At 55.4% G+C, this 18848-nt stretch carries 15 protein-coding genes; 7 read left to right on the top strand and 8 right to left on the bottom strand.

Annotated features, from left to right (window positions below; genetic code table 11):
• Nucleotides 1-21: 21 nt before the first annotated feature.
• A complete protein-coding gene (locus tag DSM25558_RS07605; protein ID WP_077103384.1) occupies nt 22-552 on the bottom strand; it encodes a DUF992 domain-containing protein in 531 nt (176 codons plus the stop codon).
• Between the two features lie 316 nt (nt 553-868).
• Nucleotides 869-2299, bottom strand: a complete 1431-nt coding sequence (locus tag DSM25558_RS07600) for a mannose-1-phosphate guanylyltransferase/mannose-6-phosphate isomerase (protein ID WP_103586494.1) — start codon at nt 2297-2299, stop codon at nt 869-871.
• A gap of 310 nt (nt 2300-2609) precedes the next feature.
• On the opposite strand from DSM25558_RS07600, the gene DSM25558_RS07595 reads away from it, so the two are divergent.
• From DSM25558_RS07595 to DSM25558_RS07585, 3 genes are all read left to right on the top strand, one after another.
• Nucleotides 2610-4898, top strand: coding sequence for an NADP-dependent malic enzyme (locus DSM25558_RS07595; protein WP_077103380.1), 2289 nt, complete (start codon nt 2610-2612; stop codon nt 4896-4898).
• A 172-nt stretch (nt 4899-5070) separates the two neighbouring features.
• The gene (locus DSM25558_RS07590; RefSeq protein WP_083716357.1) at nt 5071-6636 is read left to right on the top strand and encodes a glycosyltransferase family 39 protein; all 1566 of its coding nucleotides are present in this window, start codon (nt 5071-5073) and stop codon (nt 6634-6636) included.
• A gap of 87 nt (nt 6637-6723) precedes the next feature.
• Nucleotides 6724-7977, top strand: a complete 1254-nt coding sequence (locus tag DSM25558_RS07585) for an NAD(P)/FAD-dependent oxidoreductase (protein WP_077103376.1) — start codon at nt 6724-6726, stop codon at nt 7975-7977.
• A 56-nt stretch (nt 7978-8033) separates the two neighbouring features.
• Here DSM25558_RS07585 and DSM25558_RS07580 read toward each other — a convergent pair whose 3' ends face one another.
• The 3 genes from DSM25558_RS07580 to DSM25558_RS07570 form a co-directional block, all read right to left on the bottom strand.
• On the bottom strand, nt 8034-8981 hold the full coding sequence (locus DSM25558_RS07580) for a substrate-binding domain-containing protein (RefSeq protein WP_077103373.1): 948 nt from the start codon (nt 8979-8981) through the stop codon (nt 8034-8036).
• Nucleotides 8982-9048: 67 nt separating this feature from the next.
• The gene (locus DSM25558_RS07575; RefSeq protein ID WP_077103372.1) at nt 9049-10056 is read right to left on the bottom strand and encodes an ABC transporter permease; all 1008 of its coding nucleotides are present in this window, start codon (nt 10054-10056) and stop codon (nt 9049-9051) included.
• A 47-nt stretch (nt 10057-10103) separates the two neighbouring features.
• Entirely contained in the window at nt 10104-11630 is a 1527-nt protein-coding gene (locus DSM25558_RS07570) for a sugar ABC transporter ATP-binding protein (RefSeq protein ID WP_077103370.1), read from the bottom strand.
• Nucleotides 11631-11790: 160 nt separating this feature from the next.
• Between DSM25558_RS07570 and DSM25558_RS07565 the strand changes: the two genes are divergently transcribed.
• On the top strand, nt 11791-12822 hold the full coding sequence (locus DSM25558_RS07565; protein WP_077103368.1) for a LacI family DNA-binding transcriptional regulator: 1032 nt from the start codon (nt 11791-11793) through the stop codon (nt 12820-12822).
• 48 nt (nt 12823-12870) lie between these two features.
• On the opposite strand, the gene DSM25558_RS07560 is transcribed toward DSM25558_RS07565, so the two are convergent.
• The gene (locus DSM25558_RS07560; RefSeq protein ID WP_077103492.1) at nt 12871-13140 is read right to left on the bottom strand and encodes a DUF6074 family protein; all 270 of its coding nucleotides are present in this window, start codon (nt 13138-13140) and stop codon (nt 12871-12873) included.
• A gap of 393 nt (nt 13141-13533) precedes the next feature.
• Here DSM25558_RS07560 and DSM25558_RS07555 point away from each other — a divergent pair, with 393 nt between their 5' ends.
• Nucleotides 13534-13824, top strand: a complete 291-nt coding sequence (locus tag DSM25558_RS07555) for an exopolysaccharide production repressor protein (RefSeq protein WP_083716356.1) — start codon at nt 13534-13536, stop codon at nt 13822-13824.
• Nucleotides 13825-13943: 119 nt separating this feature from the next.
• Nucleotides 13944-14939 carry a glycosyltransferase family 2 protein gene (locus DSM25558_RS07550; RefSeq protein WP_077103366.1) on the top strand — a complete coding sequence of 332 codons (996 nt, stop codon included), beginning with the start codon at nt 13944-13946 and terminating at the stop codon, nt 14937-14939.
• 22 nt (nt 14940-14961) lie between these two features.
• Here the strand turns inward: DSM25558_RS07550 and DSM25558_RS07545 are convergent, their stop codons facing one another.
• Nucleotides 14962-15912, bottom strand: a complete 951-nt coding sequence (locus DSM25558_RS07545; RefSeq protein ID WP_077103364.1) for a polysaccharide pyruvyl transferase family protein — start codon at nt 15910-15912, stop codon at nt 14962-14964.
• A gap of 37 nt (nt 15913-15949) precedes the next feature.
• Nucleotides 15950-16915, bottom strand: coding sequence for a glycosyltransferase family A protein (locus DSM25558_RS07540; RefSeq protein WP_077103363.1), 966 nt, complete (start codon nt 16913-16915; stop codon nt 15950-15952).
• A 114-nt stretch (nt 16916-17029) separates the two neighbouring features.
• Between DSM25558_RS07540 and DSM25558_RS07535 the strand changes: the two genes are divergently transcribed.
• On the top strand, nt 17030-18502 hold the full coding sequence (locus DSM25558_RS07535; protein ID WP_077103361.1) for a lipopolysaccharide biosynthesis protein: 1473 nt from the start codon (nt 17030-17032) through the stop codon (nt 18500-18502).
• The last annotated feature ends 346 nt before the right edge of the window (nt 18503-18848 follow it).

Raw genomic sequence — 18848 nt, 5'->3', positions numbered from 1 at the left:
TCAGATTGACCGCAGTGACGATCAGCCGTTGATCGGGTTCAGCGTCACAGAAGTACCTGTTGCAGCAAGGTTGAGGCCGACCTGACCGCCTACGCTGATCGTCTGCAGCTGAATGGAACCGGCAGTGCCACCAACCAACACGTTTGCGCCAACGCCAAGACCAACCGTGGCTTCAGCTGTTGCGCCCTGATAGAGGCCGCCAAGCGAACCCTTGTGGTAACCGGCAGTCGGAGCGAACACTGCCCAGAGAACGCGACCCTGTGTCGTGAAGCCGAGGTCTACGCCCATCTTGCGGATAGCACCGCTGTAGTGATCAGTGCGGCGTGCGCCAACTGTGGACTGGAACGTGCATTCAAGCTCCTTGGAGGAACCGATCACGTAGCCTACGCCACCACCAACATCACATGTCAGGTAACCGATCTTGACGCCGTTGCGGTCGTCCTGATCCTGATAAACTTCGGGAGATCTCGCCAAGTCTGCGGCAATTGCACTGGCAGTGCCGCCGAGGCCGAGAGTCATCGCTGCGAAAGTTACGGCAAAAGCTTTTTTCATTTTGTTTTCTCCTGTTAGATTCTTGACCCGCGGCAGCCCTTTGCCCTTTTCGGATTATGAATGGCGCTGCTTTAACGTTCGTTCTGGAAAATCGATCCATTTGAAGGTCAAATCAGCGAAGGTGCGCCTTCGAGTGAAGAACTAACTGATGGGCTAAGAGCGTATTGAGGCGCAGTTAGGGCGTGGCATCTGCATACCAACTTACCACCTCACTTCGCCTTTTTTGTATCGCCTGCTTGAGAGTGCGCGGCGAAAAATCGTCGCTTGATCCAAGCGAGTGGTCTGGACAACATCACGCCCAGACCACTCTTTCACGTCACGCCCGCTTGTAGTCGTCCTGCAAGCGGATGATGTCGTCTTCTCCAAAATAGGAGCCCGTCTGGATTTCGATGAGCTCCAGCGGTATCTGCCCTTCATTGGCAAGGCGGTGAGGCTTGCCCACGGGAATGTAGACCGACTCGTTTTCCGTCAACAGACGCGTTTCATCTTCAATCGTAACCGTCGCCGTACCACGCACAACGATCCAGTGTTCGGAACGATGATAGTGCTGCTGAAGCGATATTCTATGGCCGGGCTCTACCTTGATATGGCTGACACGGTAGCGTGGTCCAGAGTCTGTCTGCTCGATATGACCCCAAGGGCGGTATGCTCGTTTGTGGATCTCGGTCTTGCGAACATGATCGCCTTCCTTCAAAGCCTCGACCAGGCCTTTAACGCTCTGGACCCGATCTTTTGGCGTAACGAGAACCGCGTCTTTCGTCGCCACGACGACCAGGTCCTTCGCGCCCACGACCGTCGTCAAAATACTGTTTGAATGGATCAGGCATCCCTCGGAATCGATGAATATTCCCTGCCCTTCGACAGCGTTGCCGTTCTCCTGCTTGTCCGCAATCTCCCAGATTGCATCCCAGCTACCGATATCGGACCAACGGAAATGTCCGCGCACGACAGCCATTCGCTTTGTGTTTTCAATGACGGCATAATCGATGGAGTTTTTCGGCGATGCCTCGAAGCTTTCTTTGTGGAGACGGACAAATCCCAGGTCGGTCTCATGCTCATCGACCGAACGGGTCACGGCTTCGAGTATCTCCGGTACGTGCGCTTTAAGCTCGGCAATCATGACGTCGGATCGAAACAGGAAGTTGCCAGAATTCCAGAGATACCCCTTCTCAACGTAGGATACGGCGGTCTCTTCGTCAGGTTTTTCTACAAAGGCTTCCACGACACAAAGGTCTTCATTACCATCAATCGGTTGGCCGGGATTGATATATCCGTAGGACGTGCGGGGCTCAGTCGGCGTCAAGCCGAACACAACGATATTGCCCTGCTCTGCCGCGCTTGCGCCCAGTTTGACGGCCTCGGAGAACTTGTCGTTATCGAGTACGACGTGGTCGGCGGCCAAGGCGAGAACGAGGGAGCCCGGTTCACGCCGCTCTGCAAGCACTGCGGCAGCGGCCATGGCGGCGGCGCTGTCACGGCGTGCAGGCTCCAGAACGACGGTCGCGGACACGTCGACTTCTTCTGCCTGTCTGCGGGCGAAGAAGCGAAAATCCTCATTGGTTATGACTAGCGGTTCGCCGTAAAGTGTTTCATCGCTGACACGCTGCAAAGTCTGCTGATAGGTGGAGAGGCTTCCCACCAGCGGCTGAAACTGCTTCGGCAATTGATCGCGTGAGACAGGCCACAATCTTGATCCCGCCCCGCCTGCCAAAAGTACAGGGATAATCTTTCTTGTCTGTGCGTTCACGTATTCACCTTTCAAATTCCAACTCATCACGCTTTAAAGGCCGCCAGCAAACCATGTGCGAGCATGAATGCCAAGGTCAACACAACCAATTGCTGCATCGAATCCATCGATTGTGTGTCCGCGAGCCCGTTGACCAACGGTGATACAGGCCGAGGGTTCCGAAATTTGAGGTCGGTTAATCGATTGAAGTGTTCGCGACCCCTATGTATCTTTGGATTTATTGCACCGAACGGCACTCAGCGCTTGGCAGCCTTCCAGAAAATACAATAACTACCACCACGAATTTATAACAAACGAGAAGGGGTGGGCCATGTCAGAAAAAGTGAAATCCGCAACCGGCAAGACATCGGTTACAGATCAGGAAGCATTGGACTTCCATTCCCAGGGACGACCCGGCAAACTCGAGATCACACCAACCAAGCCCATGGCGACACAGCGCGACCTGTCGCTGGCCTATTCTCCGGGCGTCGCCGTTCCCGTCAAGGCAATCGCCGAAAACCCCGATATGGCCTACGACTACACCACCCGTGGCAACATGGTTGCGGTCATTTCCAATGGCACCGCCATTCTCGGTCTCGGCAATCTCGGCGCGCTCGCGTCCAAACCTGTCATGGAAGGCAAGTCGGTTCTCTTCAAGCGCTTTGCAGACGTGGATTCCATCGATCTGGAAGTCGATACGGAAGATGCGGACGAATTCATCAACTGCGTGCGTTATCTTGGCCCATCCTTCGGTGGCATCAATCTGGAAGACATCAAGGCACCGGAATGTTTTATCATCGAAAGCCGTCTGCGCGAACTCATGGACATTCCGGTTTTCCATGATGACCAGCATGGCACTGCCATCATCGCAGCAGCGGGCCTTATCAACGCCATCGCGCTGACGGGCCGGGATTTCAAAACGACGAAACTGGTTTGCAATGGTGCCGGCGCTGCCGCCATCGCCTGCATGGACCTGATCAAGGCTATGGGGTTCAACCCAGCCAACATCACGCTGTGCGACACAAAAGGTGTCATCTATCAGGGTCGAACCGAGGGCATGAACCAGTGGAAATCGGCTCACGCTGTGAAGACCGACAACCGCACGTTGGTTGAGGCGATGAAGGGCGCGGATGTCGTCTTCGGCCTTTCGCAGAAGGGTGCCTTCAGCGAAGAAATGATCCGTTCCATGGCACCGAAGCCGATCATCTTCGCCATGGCAAACCCCGATCCGGAAATCACGCCAGAAGAGGTGGCGCGCATTCGTGACGACGCCATCATGGCGACCGGACGCTCCGACTACCCCAATCAGGTCAACAACGTTCTCGGCTTCCCCTACATCTTCCGCGGTGCACTGGATGTTCGCGCCAGCCAGATCAACGATGCGATGAAAATTGCCGCCGCCAAGGCTTTGGCCGATCTCGCCCGCGAAGACGTGCCTGACGATGTTGCCGCTGCCTATCAGGGCGTACGCCCTCGTTTCGGGCCGCAATACATCATTCCCGTCCCCTTCGATCCGCGCCTGATTGCAGCCATCCCGGTCGCTGTCGCAAAGGCTGCCATGGAAACGGGTGTTGCGCGCCGCGAGCTGCCCGATCTGGAAGCCTATGCCCACGAGCTTTCCGCTCGTCGCGACCCGATGGCATCAACGACGCAGCGTCTTTATGAACGCGTTCGCCGTTCGCCCAAGCGCGTTGTTTTCGCAGAGGCCGAAGAAGAGCAGGTCATGCGCGCCGCCATTTCCTACACGGCACAGGGTCTCGGCACTGCAATCCTGCTTGGTCGTGACGACATTATCCGGGCCAATGCGGAACGCGCCGGCATCGATCTCGACCGCCCCAACATCAAGATCACCAATGCTCGCCTGTCGGAGCGCGTCGAGATCTACATCGACTATCTCTATGCGCGCCTGCAACGTCAGGGCTTCCTGCTGCGTGATGTGCAGCGCCTTGTTCATAACGACCGCAACCATTTCGCCGCCTGCATGGTGGCAATGGGTGATGCCGATGCCATGGTCACAGGTACGACCCGAAACTATTCCACCGCGCTGGAAGACGTGCGCCGCTGTATCAACACCAAGCCGGGCCATCGCGTTATCGGCGTGTCGCTTGTCGTCTCCCGTAACCGCACGGTTTTTGTTGCCGATACCGCCGTTCATGACATGCCATCTGCCGAAGATCTGGCCGATATCGCGGTCGAAGCAGCCGGTTTGGCCCGTCGCTTCGGCTACGAGCCGCGAGTCGCCATGCTTGCCTATTCCACCTTCGGACACCCGTTGGGTGAGCGATCGGAAAAGGTTCGCGAAGCCGTTCGCATTCTCGACAAGCGCAATGTGAATTTCGAGGTGGATGGTGAAATGGCGGCAGACGTCGCTCTCAATCATCAGAAGATGCAGAGCCAGTATCCGTTTACCCGTCTCTCGGGTGCGGCCAACGTGCTGGTCATGCCTGCCATTCATTCGGCATCCATCTCGACGAAGATGCTGCAGGAACTGGGCGGCGCAACGGTTATCGGTCCGCTTCTCGTCGGTCTCGACAAATCCGTACAGATCACGTCCATGGGCGCAAAAGACAGTGATATCGTCAACATGGCCGCAATCGCCGCGTATAATTCGGGACAGTGACGACCTGACGTTCCGTAATGGGGCGTCATCCTGCGGTACCCGATAGACACGCCACGAAGATAGTTGTGAATGCCCGACCCCACTCCATGGTTCGGCCACATAGTTCCGTTTTGTCACCGCGATAAGGTGGGTAGTAATCGATTCTGCCGCTTGGCAGCGGGACGGATGGGGCATGGATATATCGCGACAGCAGGCAGGGTCATCGCTGCACGGAAAGACTATGGGAACGTTCAAAAGGTTGTCGTTGCGTCTGGCCGACAGTCCGAACGCAGTGATCGTGCTGTTCGGTGCCTACTTCCTTTTGCAGATCCTCCTGCGCGAACTGGCACCTCCCGCTTTGCGTATCGATGAGGCACAGCAGGTGCTGTTCGCTCAATGGCTGGCGCTCGGTTATGATGCCCAACCACCGCTTTACAACTGGTACCAACAGGCGATCTTTGCCGTTTTTGGCACCTCGATGTTGGCCATCGCTTTCGCCAAGAACCTCATACTCTTCCTGACATTTGCGGTCTTCATAAAGACAGCCGAACTGGTGCTGGAAAACAAACGCTTCGTCGTCGTTGCCGCAATGGCGCTCTTCGTCATTCCGCAGGTATTCTGGCAGGCGCAGCGCGATCTGACCCACACTGCGATGCTGATGCTGACCTTTGCTGCATTGCTCTATTGCAGCATCAGGCTGATCCAGCGTCCCACTTTGATTGGCTACCTTCTGGTTGGCGTCGTCACAGGGTTGGGAGTGTTATCCAAGTACAATTTCGCCCTTGCTCTGCCAGCATTGCTGCTGGCGGTGTGGCTGCACCCGCAGGGCCGCGAAAGGATACTGGATCGGCGCTTTCTGCTGACGATCCTTGTCAGCTTCATCATTTTCCTGCCTCACCTGTTTTGGCTGATCGACAATCTCCGCTTTGCATCCGAAGTCACATTGCAACGAATGGCCGAAGACGCGCCCGACAGTCGCTTACTGCAAGTGGCGCGGGGGCTGGGTCGCTTCGTCAGCGGCTCCCTCATCATCTTTGCAGTACCTGCCCTCCTGCTCTGGCAGGCGGCCCGCCGTGAAGAGAAACGGCCGCAAACGCAGAAAAGCGTCTGGTTTCGCTTTTTCCTCCACTATTTCATCGCGATCACGGTGCTGATGGCACTTGTTATCATAATGGCGACGATGACGGAACTGCGGGACAGGTGGCTGCTACCGCTGCTCCTTCCAGCTCCCATCCTAGCGGCGCTTTACCTCGAACGGCACCTTGCCGACACGGCATGCTTCGTCACCCGGTTTTTGCCCATTCCCCTCATCATGATGGTGCTGGTGCCGGTAGCTCTGCTCGTCTCGCATCCGCTCATGGCGGCCCTTGGAAGAACATCGAATTCGAATTACGACTGGCAGGCTTTTTACCGCCATGTCGTTGAGGTCGAGAAGCTTTCGCCCTCCGTTATCATCACACCAAATTGGCCAACCGGCGGAAACCTCCGTTTTCTTTTTCAAGACGTTCCCGTCGCCACCAATATCTACGACGATTACGACCCACCTTTTACCGTGTCTGATGAGCATCCGGCCCTCATGGTCTGGACAGGCGATGACAACGAGGTCCCCTTGTTAACGGAATGGTTGGAGGGACAGATGAAAGTGAATCTGAAGACCGTGCAGCGATCCACGCTGGATATTCCGATGTATTATCCGGTGAAGGGGAAAGTGTTTCGCATCAGTTACGCCATCGTTAGACCAGCCGACATAGAGCAGTAAAATCAAGCTGGACCTAAGCAGTCAATCTTGTCGACAGTTTGTATTTAATCGTGCTATCGGTGCGCATCAAACCTTGGGATATTTTCGATGAACCCTTCAGAAAAATGCGAAGTGTTGGTTATCGGCACTGGTATTATCGGCGTGATGACGGCCTTGTATCTTCAAAATGCTGGCAAGACGGTTACGCTTCTGGAGCGTGGTGAGATTGCGCGCGGAGCGAGTTCTGGTAATGCTGGCATTCTTGCCTTCCCGGAAATCATTCCCATCCCCGCCCCCGGCGTCATGAAGAAAGCGCCGAAGTGGTTGATCGACCCTGTCGGTCCGCTCAGCGTGCCACCGGCCTACGCCTTGAAGATTGCTCCTTGGCTGTGGCGTTTCTGGCAGGCAAGTTCGCCGCGCAAGTTCCAGCATGGTCTCGAAGTGCAGAAAAACATGATGCTGCTTGCCGCCAGCGAAATGCAACACGTCGCTGCCATGCCTGAACTGGCGCATTACATTACCAACACCGGAACGCTTGACCTCTACGATACGCGGGAAAGCTTTGACGCTGCCCGCCGGGACTGGGACGAGAAGGAACGCGCCGGTTTCACCTTCTCCCGCGTCGGTCGCGACGAGATAGAACGCTTGCAGCCGGGTCTTGCGCCGCGTTTCCAACATGCAATGTTCACACCCGGTGGCCTGCAGGTCGGTGATCCCTATGAGTTCACGCGGGCGATTGCCGATCTCGTCATCGCGCGCGGTGCGAGCTTGCGCAAAGGCGAGGCCATACGTGTCGAGACGGTTGGTGAAAGCACGATTGTCTCCCTGAACAGTGGCGAGAAAATCACCGCCGATAAAGTCGTGATTGCCTGTGGTGCGTGGTCCAAGACGCTGGCTGTCTCGCTCGGCAATGCGACGCCTTTGGAAACCGAGCGCGGTTACAACACGACGCTGCCGGTTGGTTCCTTCGACCTGACACGACAGCTTTATTTCAACGACCACGCTTTTGTCTTGACGCCATTGTCCTCCGGCATTCGCGTTGGCGGCGCTGTAGAGTTGGGCGGTCTTAATCTGCCGCCAAATTTCCGGCGCTCCGAGGTCATGCTGAAAAAGGCGGCTCAATTCCTGCCGGGCCTGAAAACCGAAGGTGGCACGCAGTGGATGGGCTTTCGTCCGTCCCTGCCGGATTGCTTGCCGGTGATCGGTCCATCGAGAGCAAGTCAGTCCGTGATCTACGCTTTCGGCCACGGGCATCTGGGGCTCACGCAATCTGCCGCAACCGCAAGGCTCGTCACAGAATTGGTAGGCGGCTTGGAGACGTCAATTTCGGTCGATCCCTTCAGGGCCAACCGTTTCTCCTGATCACCAAACGAAAAAAGCCCGCTCTCTCAACCGGGCCTTCATCACGATTTTTCGTATCAGAACGGTGAATCCGGGAAGTAGAAGCCTTCCGCATTGTCCTTCGTCACCAGTGTCGCATCCAGAATGTAGGTACCGCGCACAGGAACCTGATCGTAGAAGTTCGCCGCTGTCAGTTGCATGGCGGTTGCGACCATGGCTGGTGGATAAAGCACGTCGACCGGAATCATCTTGTCGCCGTCCATAACCTTCTTGATCATGTCCTTGGAGCCGGCACCACCGATTACGTATTTGATATCGGTGCGCTTCGCCTGCTCGATAGCCTGAAGAACGCCAACAGCCATGTCATCATCTTGGCACCAGACAACATCGATCTTCGGATATTTGGTCAGATAGTCCTGCATCACCTTGAAGGCATCGTCGCGGTTCCAGTTGCCGAACTGGCGGTCGAGAACCTTGACCTTGGAACCGGCAATACCCTTGTCGAAACCATCCTGACGCTGCTGATCGATAGGGATCGGCAGGCCGCGAATGACGACGACCTGCGCTTCCGGCGTCGTGTCGGCAATGTATTTGCCAGCAACTTCACCCAGCGCCGGGTTGTTACCGGCAACGTAGAGATCGCGAACGCTATCGTCATTGACGCTCGGTGCGCGGTCGACCAGAGCCACGAATTTGCCGTTGCCCTTCACTTCCTTGATGGCGTTGACCAGCGGGTCCGGGTCCGACGGAAGAATGACCAGCGCATCAATGCCCTGCGTTTCCAGATCCTGCACCGCATTGGCCTGGGTTGCCGCATCCGGCGATGTCTTGACGATGACGTTGAGCCCGGGATGTTCCTTCATCAACAACTTTGCCACGCGCTCTGCGTGATAGACGACGCCGGAAGTCCAGCCATGGTCTGCCGCTGGAATGGACACGCCGATCGTGACCTTCTTGTCTTGTGCTTGCGCTCCAACCGCTAGTGCCAAAAGCGCGACAGTTACTCCCAATAGTCTTTTCCGCATGTGTTTTCCTCCCACACAAATAAAGGTCTCGATGTCCTTGCCCGGGCGACCCCTTAACCCGGTAACCTTATGAGCGGCGCATCAGCGACCGCTGAACCAGCATGGCAATGATGATGATCGCTCCTTGGATCGCGCCGATCAGATATTCGCTGATGAAGTTCGACAGCAGCATAATGTTGCCGACGAGTTCCAGAATGAACGCGCCGCAGATGGTTCCCCACACGCGCCCTGCCCCGCCTTTCAGCGCTGTGCCACCCACCACCACGGCTGTGATCGCCTGCAATTCCCACATCATGCCGGTCGTGGCGGATGTAGAGCCGAGACGTGGCACGTACAGCAACACGGCGATGGCAACGCACAGACCCTGAATAACGAAGGCGATGGTGCGAACGTGGTTGACGGCAACGCCCGAATATTTGGCAACATCACGATTGGAGCCAACGGCAGTGACATGGCGTCCGTAGCGGGTGCGGTACAGAATAAACGCCGCCACACAGGTCACAGCCAGAATGACGAGGATCGGTATCGGCATTCCCAAGAACGACCCAAAATAGACCGGGCGATACAGGGTCTGCAATTGCGGCTCCCGAACCGTAATCGCGCCGCCTTGAGACAGCCATGTCGTCAGTCCGCGGTACACACCCATCGTACCAAGCGTGGCGATAAAAGGTTCGATCTTGCCAACGGTGGTGATCAAACCATTTGCTAGTCCACAGAGAGAACCCGCAACCAAGGTGAAGACCACCGCAAGAACCAGCATGAGCAACGGATCGGCCACCATGCCGGAGTTCATCAGCAGGATCATCAGACTTGCAACAAACGCAACCATCGAGCCAACGGATAGATCCAGATCACCTGCCGAAATGACGAAGGTCGCGCCAACCGCAATGATGGCGATAAACGCGCTTCGCGTGGCGACGTTTGCCAGATTATTGATGCTGATAAAGTTGGGATTGACCATCGCCCCGACGATCAGCAGCAGAAACAGGGCGACAAACGGCGCAACGGCGCGCAAGTCTATATCGCGCAGCGACCGCCCGGCTCTCTTTTCTTTGCTGTCTTCACTCACACTCATACCCAAAACAGACCTCCCGCCCTGTCATATCGGTCGTTTGACCGACGCTACGCTGCCGTTTTTGTTTTCAGTCCAGCCGCATAACGCATGATTTCCCGCTCGTTGATTTCGTCACCTTCCAGCATGCCGACGAGGCGCCCTTCGCGCATCACCGCCACACGGGTGCACAGCCCGATAACTTCCTGCATTTCGGATGAAACGACGATGACCGAATGCCCATCTCGCGCCAATGCTGAAATGAAATGATAAATCTGCTGCTTGGTCCCCACATCGATGCCACGCGTCGGCTCATCGATGATGATGATTTTCGGCTCGGTTTCCATAACCTTGGCGAGCAACAGCTTCTGTTGATTGCCACCCGACATGCGCCCAACGACCACACTGCCATCACGCACGCGAATGTCGAACCGGCGGCGTGCTCGTTCCAGCGACCTCGCTTCACTCGATGCACTGAGATAACCAAACTTGCCATGCCGCTCCAGCGACTGCAGCGTGAGGTTCAACCCCATGCCCGCGCTCAAAAGCAGACCCTTGGATTTACGGTCCTTCGTCATGTAGGCAAGACCGGCATCTATCGATGCATGCAGATCGTGGGGCGGCAACACTGTCCCGTTGACCTCGACCTCGCCAGAGGAACGGCCGCGCAGACCGACGATCGCTTCGGCAAGTTCGGTGCGACCAGAGCCGATCAGGCCGGAAAAGCCGATGATTTCGCCTCGGCGAAGCTCAAAACTCGCATCCTGCACATAACGGGTCGAAACATTGCTGACCTTCAGGACAGTTGCTTCGTCCACATCGGGTTCTCGCTTGGCGGGATAGAGGCTGGAAAGCTCTCGCCCCACCATAAGCTGAGCGATGGCCTCGCCATCAAGCAGAGAGGTTGGTGCGGTCTTGACCCAGTGACCATCACGCAAAACGGTGACGCGGTCGGTCAACTCCATGACCTCATCTAGCTTGTGCGACACGAAGACGAAGCTGGTGCCCTTGTCGCGTAATTTGCGCACTTGCTGAAAAAGGTAATTCGTTTCCTCACGAGACAGAACCGCTGTTGGCTCGTCCATGAAAACAATGCGCGCATCGCGGCTGATGGCCTTGGCAATCTCGACCATCTGCTTTTCGGCAATGGACAAGGTTCCGATCAAGGAATTTTCATCGACATGACAGCCCAGTACATCGAGAACGCGCCGGGTCTCGGACCGCATCGCTTTGCGGTCCAGCATACCGAAACGGGTGATCTCCCGGCCAAGATACAGGCTTTCGGTCACGGTCAGATGTTCTGCGAGATTGAACTCTTGATGGATAATGACAATGCCGAGCGCTTCAGCGGCACCGTTCGGTGGAAGCGTCACCGGCTTGCCGTCCAGAAGGATCTCACCGGAGCTTGGGTGCTCAAAACCTGAGAGAACTTTGACGAGCGTCGATTTTCCGGCACCGTTCTCGCCCATCAAAGCATGAATCTCGCCAGCTTTTAGGTCGAAATTAATGCTAAACAGCACTTGGACGCCGTTGAATGATTTAGAAACCCGACGCGCCGACAGCACTGTGGCGCTGTCGTCAGCAATGTCCGTATCCATGATTTCCTCCAGACGTCTCCCTACGCCTGCCAACGATGTAAACCTTTACACGATTTATGTAAAGGTTTACATTCGGCTGAATTAACAGATTTGCGTGATCGTATTTGACGCGTCGGCAGGTCTGTGTAGTGTCCGGACGCGCACATATCCGAGGCCTTCCTTGTCCATTCCTTCATCTGCCACAATAGAAGACGTTGCCCGAATTGCCGAGGTTTCGATCGCGACCGTCTCGCGCGCAATCCACAATCCCGAAAAGGTGGCGAATTCAACACGTCTGAAGGTCAATCAAGCTATTGCAGTTACGGGTTATACGACCAATGCCATGGCGCGCAGCCTTCGGCTTGGTCGCTCCAACATGATTCTTGTGGTCGCACCGGATATTGGCGACCCCAACTTCTCCAATATTCTCGTGGGCCTCGAAAACGAGGCGCGCTCGCATGGCTATGGCATATTGATCGGCCATACACAGAATGACGCTCAGCGCGGGTTGGAATATCTGAAATTCCTCAATTCCAACCAAGCCGCGGGGCTGATCCTTTTCACCGGCATTCTGCCCTTCGGGCATCAGGCCATGACTGCGCGGTTACCGCCAAGTGTTGGCGTTTTCGAGCCGATTTATAACGGTGGTATCCCGTATGTGGGGGTGGACGACACCGCGGGTTCACGCAAAATCGTCGATATGTTGATTGCCGAAGGGCATGAACGCATCGCCTTCATCGGCGATTCCCGCGTTCGTCTCGCTTACAACAGACGTCGAAAAGGCTATGACGAAGGCATGCTCGCTGCCGGACTCACACCGGCCCCTGCCATGATCATTGAAGGTGATGGAACGCTGGAAAGCGGTCGGTTGGCCATCGAACAGCTGTTCATGCGTGATACGTTGCCAACGGCATTCATGTGCGTGAACGACCAGACGGCAATCGGTGTCATGATCGGGCTGACGGCACGCGGCTATGACATCCCCAAGGATTTCTCAGTAACCGGGTTTGACGATATTCCGCAGGCGGTGTTCATGTCCCCTGCTTTGACGACCATTCGCCAACCGAGAACATCCATTGGCAAACACGCGATGGCACTGCTTCTTGATCTTCTGGGAGGCCAGCAGCCCGACCACCCGGAAATCTTGCTGACACCGGATCTTATCGTTCGCAATTCCGTTGGCGCGCCAACTAGAAGGCTCACCCACAAGTAACGGATGATGGGCGGTCGGTCATCTTTGACCCTGTCACCAGCCTTTATATTAGTACGCGTCACGCCGCGCGGGTTCGTCCTGTTGGCAGGCGGCCCATAGCTCAGCCTGAACGGCACCTTGAAACGCCATGACTTCGTGCCGCATGGAAGAATCATCATAGCCAAGATTAGTAAGATGCTTTGCAAGCGCCCTGCACTCGTCGCGCCAGAAGCGGTTCGCCTCTTCGCCGTGAAGCTCCTCAAGCATCTGAACACACCGCTTTATGTCTGCGACACGGTTTTTAGCGGGAAACGCAATTACTTCTGAACGCTCTGTCACACGCACACCTTACTGCTTCGGGAATCAACCACCTATCTTTACCGGGCGCATGGTTAACGAAGTCTACAGAAGCGGCAGAAAGCCTTTGGTTGCGCAGGAATCACCGTCAAATCCTTCGCCTTTACGCTGAACTAAAGCTTGGTGAAGAAGCGAGAGAGAACATCTCCTTAACCTTGCGATAAGGTCGCAGGAGAGAAATGCGGGCGGATGGATCAAATAACGAAAATTTGGGCAAATTTTACCATTAAAAATTACCGAAATTTCACGCTGACCGGTCTAAGGAAAGTATAACTGTGTTGAAACGGTATTCGTTTCGTAATATAAACCCAACAAAAGAAAGCCATAAAGATGCATTTCTCTACAGAGGGACAATGCTTAGCGGAGGAGAAAGATATGTACGCCCCGCGTGTTTTCATCAGCATGATGTGTGCCTTGCTGGTGTTCGCCGTCGCGACATATTTTATCTATGGCTCTTTCTACACAAGCTTTATTCAAACGCTGATCTGTCTTGTCATTATACAAGTTGGATACTTTATAGGCGTGCTTGTTCTTGTTGCAAAAGAAAAACGGCAGATGCGCGCTACGCTTAGCTTCCAGAAAGACGTTGCTCCTACACCGGAGAAGTCGGTGACGGAAACCATTTCTGTTGTGTCTCCGCACAGCCCTAAGCTCAGCGACTTCTAGTTTGCACTGCAACCGGGCTTGACCCGGATTTCTCGCAGGTGCGAAATAATCCTGTCACGTCCTTATCCCTGACATTTTCTGCGTCGAAACAATAGCGACGCAACAAGCAGGGATTTGTCATGACTGGAGATTCGCAATCCATTTGCGTGATTATTGCCGCAAAAAACGCTTCTGATACGATCGCGACGGCTATCAAATCAGCGCTTGCTGAGCCTGAAGTTGCAGAAGTGGTCGTCATTGACGATGGATCGACGGACGCGACAGCGACCATAGCGCAATCCTGCGACGATGAAACCGGGCGTCTGAAAGTGGAGCGGTTCGACGTCAATCGCGGCCCATCCGCTGCGCGCAATCACGCTGTTGCCATCTCGTCTGCCCCGCTCATCAGTATTCTCGATGCCGACGATTTCTTTTTCGCAGGGCGTTTTGCCGCCATGCTGCAGAATGATGATTGGGATCTGGTGGCCGATAATATCGCGTTCATTCAGCAATCCGTAGCTGGGGCATCATCGATGGTGCCAGACCGGTTTGCACCGGAAACACATTTCCTCAAGCTTGCGGAATTCGTGGAAGGCAATATTTCCAAACGCGGTGTCGAGCGTGGTGAAACAGGCTTTCTGAAGCCCGTCATCCGCCGGTCATTTCTTGAAACGCATGGCTTGCGCTATGACGAGGCATTGAGATTGGGCGAAGATTACGAGTTGTACGTTCGGGCACTGGCCTGCGGCGCACGCTACAAGGTCATCCGCAATTGCGGTTACGGTGCCATCGTGAGAGGCGATTCGCTCAGCGGTCGCCACCGGACGGAAGATTTGCGCCAACTCTACGAAGCCGACCGTAAAATTTTAACGGAGTACTCTCTGGAACCGCATGAGAAGGCTGTTCTCCTAGAGCATGAGCGCCATATCCGTGAAAAGTTCGAGCTCCGCGATTTCCTTGATGCCAAGGCAAAGGGCGGTCTTGGTGGGGCTTTATCGCATACGCTGAACCGCGTGGCGGCTACTCCGGCCATTGCGCAGGGTCTATGGCGCGATAAGACGGCGCGTTTTCGCAAAAAGCCGCAACAGGTCGCAGATATTCGCTATCTGCTGAGAGCAACGCCGCTCAACTCTTGATCCGAGCGGCGTTTGTTTTTCGTTAGAAATAGTCTTTCTTGATCGTTTCCAGCACAGCCTGGAAACGCTCTTTACGCTCTTCCAAACGGCCATCGGGGCTCAGACGCGGCTCGGCACGGCTGGCCTGCCACAGGGCCAATGTCGATGGTGCCGCCAGCACCTGCTTCGCCAGCTTTTTCAAGGAAAGTTGTTCCTGCTGCGGGCGGACCAGCAACTCACCGTCATGATGAGATGCCGAATGCTCGACAATTTCCGCCGGCGGTGGTGGTGGAAAGCTCATGCCCCAGAATTTGGAGCCCTTTTTTGCCGCTTCCGCGCGGGTCGAAACAGGAATGTAGCGCGGCTCATACTTCACGCCGACGCTGCCCGCCCAATCACTCCACTTGAAGCTGTTGATGGAAGTCGACGTGCTGACTGCCACCCATGGCACCCGGAAGGCATCGGCAAGAATGGCACCATGCATCGATTCAGCGACGATGAATTCCGATTGCGCGATGTGCTTGATCACCGACTTCGCTTCGCCGCGCGGATCGAGATAGGTCAGCCCCGCTGGCTCGCAGACGGTTTCCCACATGCCGAATTCAGCCGATTCCCAATGCGGAACGAAAGTCTTTTTATGCAGCTTCGGCAGATTTTTGAAGTCCGGCATGTCGGTGACCATGACGGCGGGGTCGACAATGCCCATCTCCGCTGGCAGGCCAAGCTTGGCGGCTGTCATCTCACCGCGCACGCATCTGATGTCCCATAGTTCCTTGTTGGACGTATCCGGCACTGCGCCATAGCCATAGCCGCTGCCGATGATCAGCTTACGCTGGGTGGGCGGAAAAAGAACATCGTTGAGAACGGTGCCGACACCGACCAGCAGGACATCAGGGTGAACGTCGCGCAGGCCCGGCAGAAGGAAATCCCAAAGCCAAAGATTGAGGTCGTCGCCGAAATTGCCGTGATGCGATTCCCAGTGATATGGTTTCATGGACTACTCCTGAATAAAAAGACTGTTGGTCGCGGGCTCATTTCGGGCGGGCAAATTTGCCGGTTCCCAATTCGAGTGCTGCGCGCAAAATAGCGGGGTCACGCATCATCCATTTGAACAACAGGCCAAGTTCCGGTGCTTTGCGTTGTTTCAACTTGCCCGCCTGGCTCCACAAAGCCTGCTTGCGCGCCGTGTTCTTGTAGGATGCAATTGATGCTACGTCGGCGGGACGCTTCGCGAAACGGCCTTGCAACGTATCCAGCGCCACCCATGTATTGAACTGCTGGCGCAAAAACTCCGGTGACGTATTGTCGATGCTGTGGAAGATATTAACGCCCATGCCGCGCATGGCACCGGCATCGTCACACAAAAGACTGCGCTTGGATGCCATGATGCAATCGCAAAAGAACAGAACGTCTTCTGCGGCCAACCGCAATATCGGGTCAAACCGGACTTTTTCGAACAGCGGCCTGCCGATGACCATGCAAGACAGATGCAGGAAACTCCAGTTGCGCAGCATGACACTTGCCAGATCCGGCAGCTCGATAACCTTGGGTGATTCGGAGAGGCGAGTAGCACCCTCGTTATTCTCCAGCTCGGAAATCGCGAAGTGATAATAGAACTCATCACTCGCCTGCATGGAGGCCCAATAGCACTCACCGCCAAACGTTTCGAGGCTGTAGGCAGCGTTCTTCAGGTGGTCCGGTATCCAAATATCGTCCGAATCGAGAAAGGCGACATAGGAGGTTTCCGCCGGGACATTATCAAGCCCCGTATTGCGCGCACCGCCCGGCCCGCCATTTTTCTGCTTGACGATTTTAATACGGTTTTGCTGGGCTTCGCTCAGTTCCGCAATTTCATTTTCAATAGGATAGGGCGATTCGTCGTCTACGATGACGAGATCGAAATCCTGAACGGTCTGCGCAAAAACCGATGCCAATGCACGGCCTAAAACGCCATGCTGTTTTTGATAATAAGGAATAACGACTGTAAATTTCGCCATTGTTTCGCCCCTTGTGTTGATCAAGAAGTGTCGGGCCCGATAGTAAGAGCGGCCCCGATGAGTGGCAAATCTCCCGCCAGCCCCCACTGGCCTCCAGAATTATAGGATGCACGTATGCCCCCTGCTCCGAGCGTCAAGACGATTACCACGAATGTCGGTTGGAGCGTATTGTCAAAAACAGGCACATTCGGGCTTAAGTTTGTCACGGTGCCAATTCTCGCCCGATTGCTGACACCGGAAGAATTCGGCGTCGTCGCCGTCGGGCTAACCGTCGTGCAGTTCCTGACGATGATTGCAGGTGCTGGCCTCACCTCTGCGCTGATCGTGGAGAAGGAAGAGGATATGGACACGATCCATACCGTCTTCTGGGCGAACCTTGCCATTTCCTGCACCATGGCCGCCATTCTCTATTTCGGAGCAGAGTTTTTCGGAGAACTGTTGGGTGCCGTCGAAAGCGCCTATCTGCTACGGATCATGGCCTTCCTCATTCCCCTGCAACTGGCGGGAGATGTCGCCTACTCGCTGTTGGCGCGGCGGATGAATTTCAGCAAGGACGCCATATGGAGTATGACCTCGGAAAGTGCCGCGGCCATCGTGGCCGTCGTGCTTGCCTTTGCCGGTTACGGCGTCTGGGCTCTCATCATTCAACTTTTTGCCGCAGCCCTGATCAGGCTGGTCGGTCTTTACGCGGTCTCGCACTATCGCCCACGGTTCGTGATGAAGCCCAAGCGGCTCGTACCCCTGCTCGGCTTCAGCTCCGGTCTGATGGGATCGGAAATTGCAAATTTCGTGACGTTCCAGTCGCCTATGGTCGTCATCGCTCGGCATCTAGGCCTTGCGGACGCGGGTGCCTATTCCGCTTCCAACCGTTTCGCCAGCATCCCCAACCAAGTCGTTCTATCTGCCGTCATGGGCGTTCTCTTTCCCGCCTTCAGCCGCATGATGGATGACAAGCAGCGCCGTCGCGACGCTTTGATGTTCTCGACACAGGTGCTGACAGTGCTGCTTGCCCCAATGATGTTCGGCCTGTGGGCCATCGCAGAACCGGCGATGCTGGTGATCTTCGGCCCGAATTGGGCCTATGCATGGCCCGTTCTTGGTCTGCTTGCCCTTTCAAAGGCAATTCTGACGCCGTGCAGCACCTTCATTCCCTACCTTAAGGGTGCGGGCTACGGCCGTGTCCTGTTCTGGTCGGCAACCATTCGCGCCGTCGTCACCACGCTTGCGGTGTGGATTGCGGCAACCTACGGCACCTTGATCGACGCTATGGTGTGGCTGTGCATCGTCAACGGTGTGACACTGTTTGCCTATTCCTGGGCGGTGTTCAAGGCCAGCGAAATGCCACTGCTAAAGGGTCTCTACATCAGCAGCCGCCCGATGATCGCGTCCTTCGTCATGGCGCTTGCCGTGCGTTACATATTGCACGTGTTCGAGGCCAGCCTACCTCACGCCTATATGCAGGTTTTGGTCGGCGCTGTCGCCGGTGGTGCTATCTACGGCGTGCTGATCTTGCTGACGGAGCGGGAGTTGCTGAGAAAGATTTTCGGCATGGTGAAGAACCGCAAAGCCAAACCTGCCGTTGCGTGAGGTGCGAACCTTTTCGCCACAATCCGCCCATTTTAGAATCCGCTCTTCACGATCCCGTTACGTGAGGTCTATTTTATTTTGTGCGTCGCAACATAATCTGAGCTTCGTTTGTCACGAGAAACCGTCCGCGATTTCTCGTTTCTTCGGTTTGTTAATTTATAAAAAACAAACAGTTAGCTGGATCCCATCTTGGGGATCACGCACCGATCCAGAGATTCACCCCTTACAATTCGATAGACGTTTTTCCCGCGTTGCCACATTTTACCCCAAAGTAAAAACCAGACTCTGCGGGTGGGCTTATGTTCGCTCTTAGTTGTAACGCGGTGAGGGGAGACACCGCCCAATA

Origin of the sequence: Agrobacterium sp. DSM 25558 (assembly GCF_900100825.1) — a bacterium.
Classification (GTDB): Bacteria; Pseudomonadota; Alphaproteobacteria; order Rhizobiales; family Rhizobiaceae; genus Agrobacterium.
This window is presented reverse-complemented; position numbering and strand designations above follow the sequence as displayed.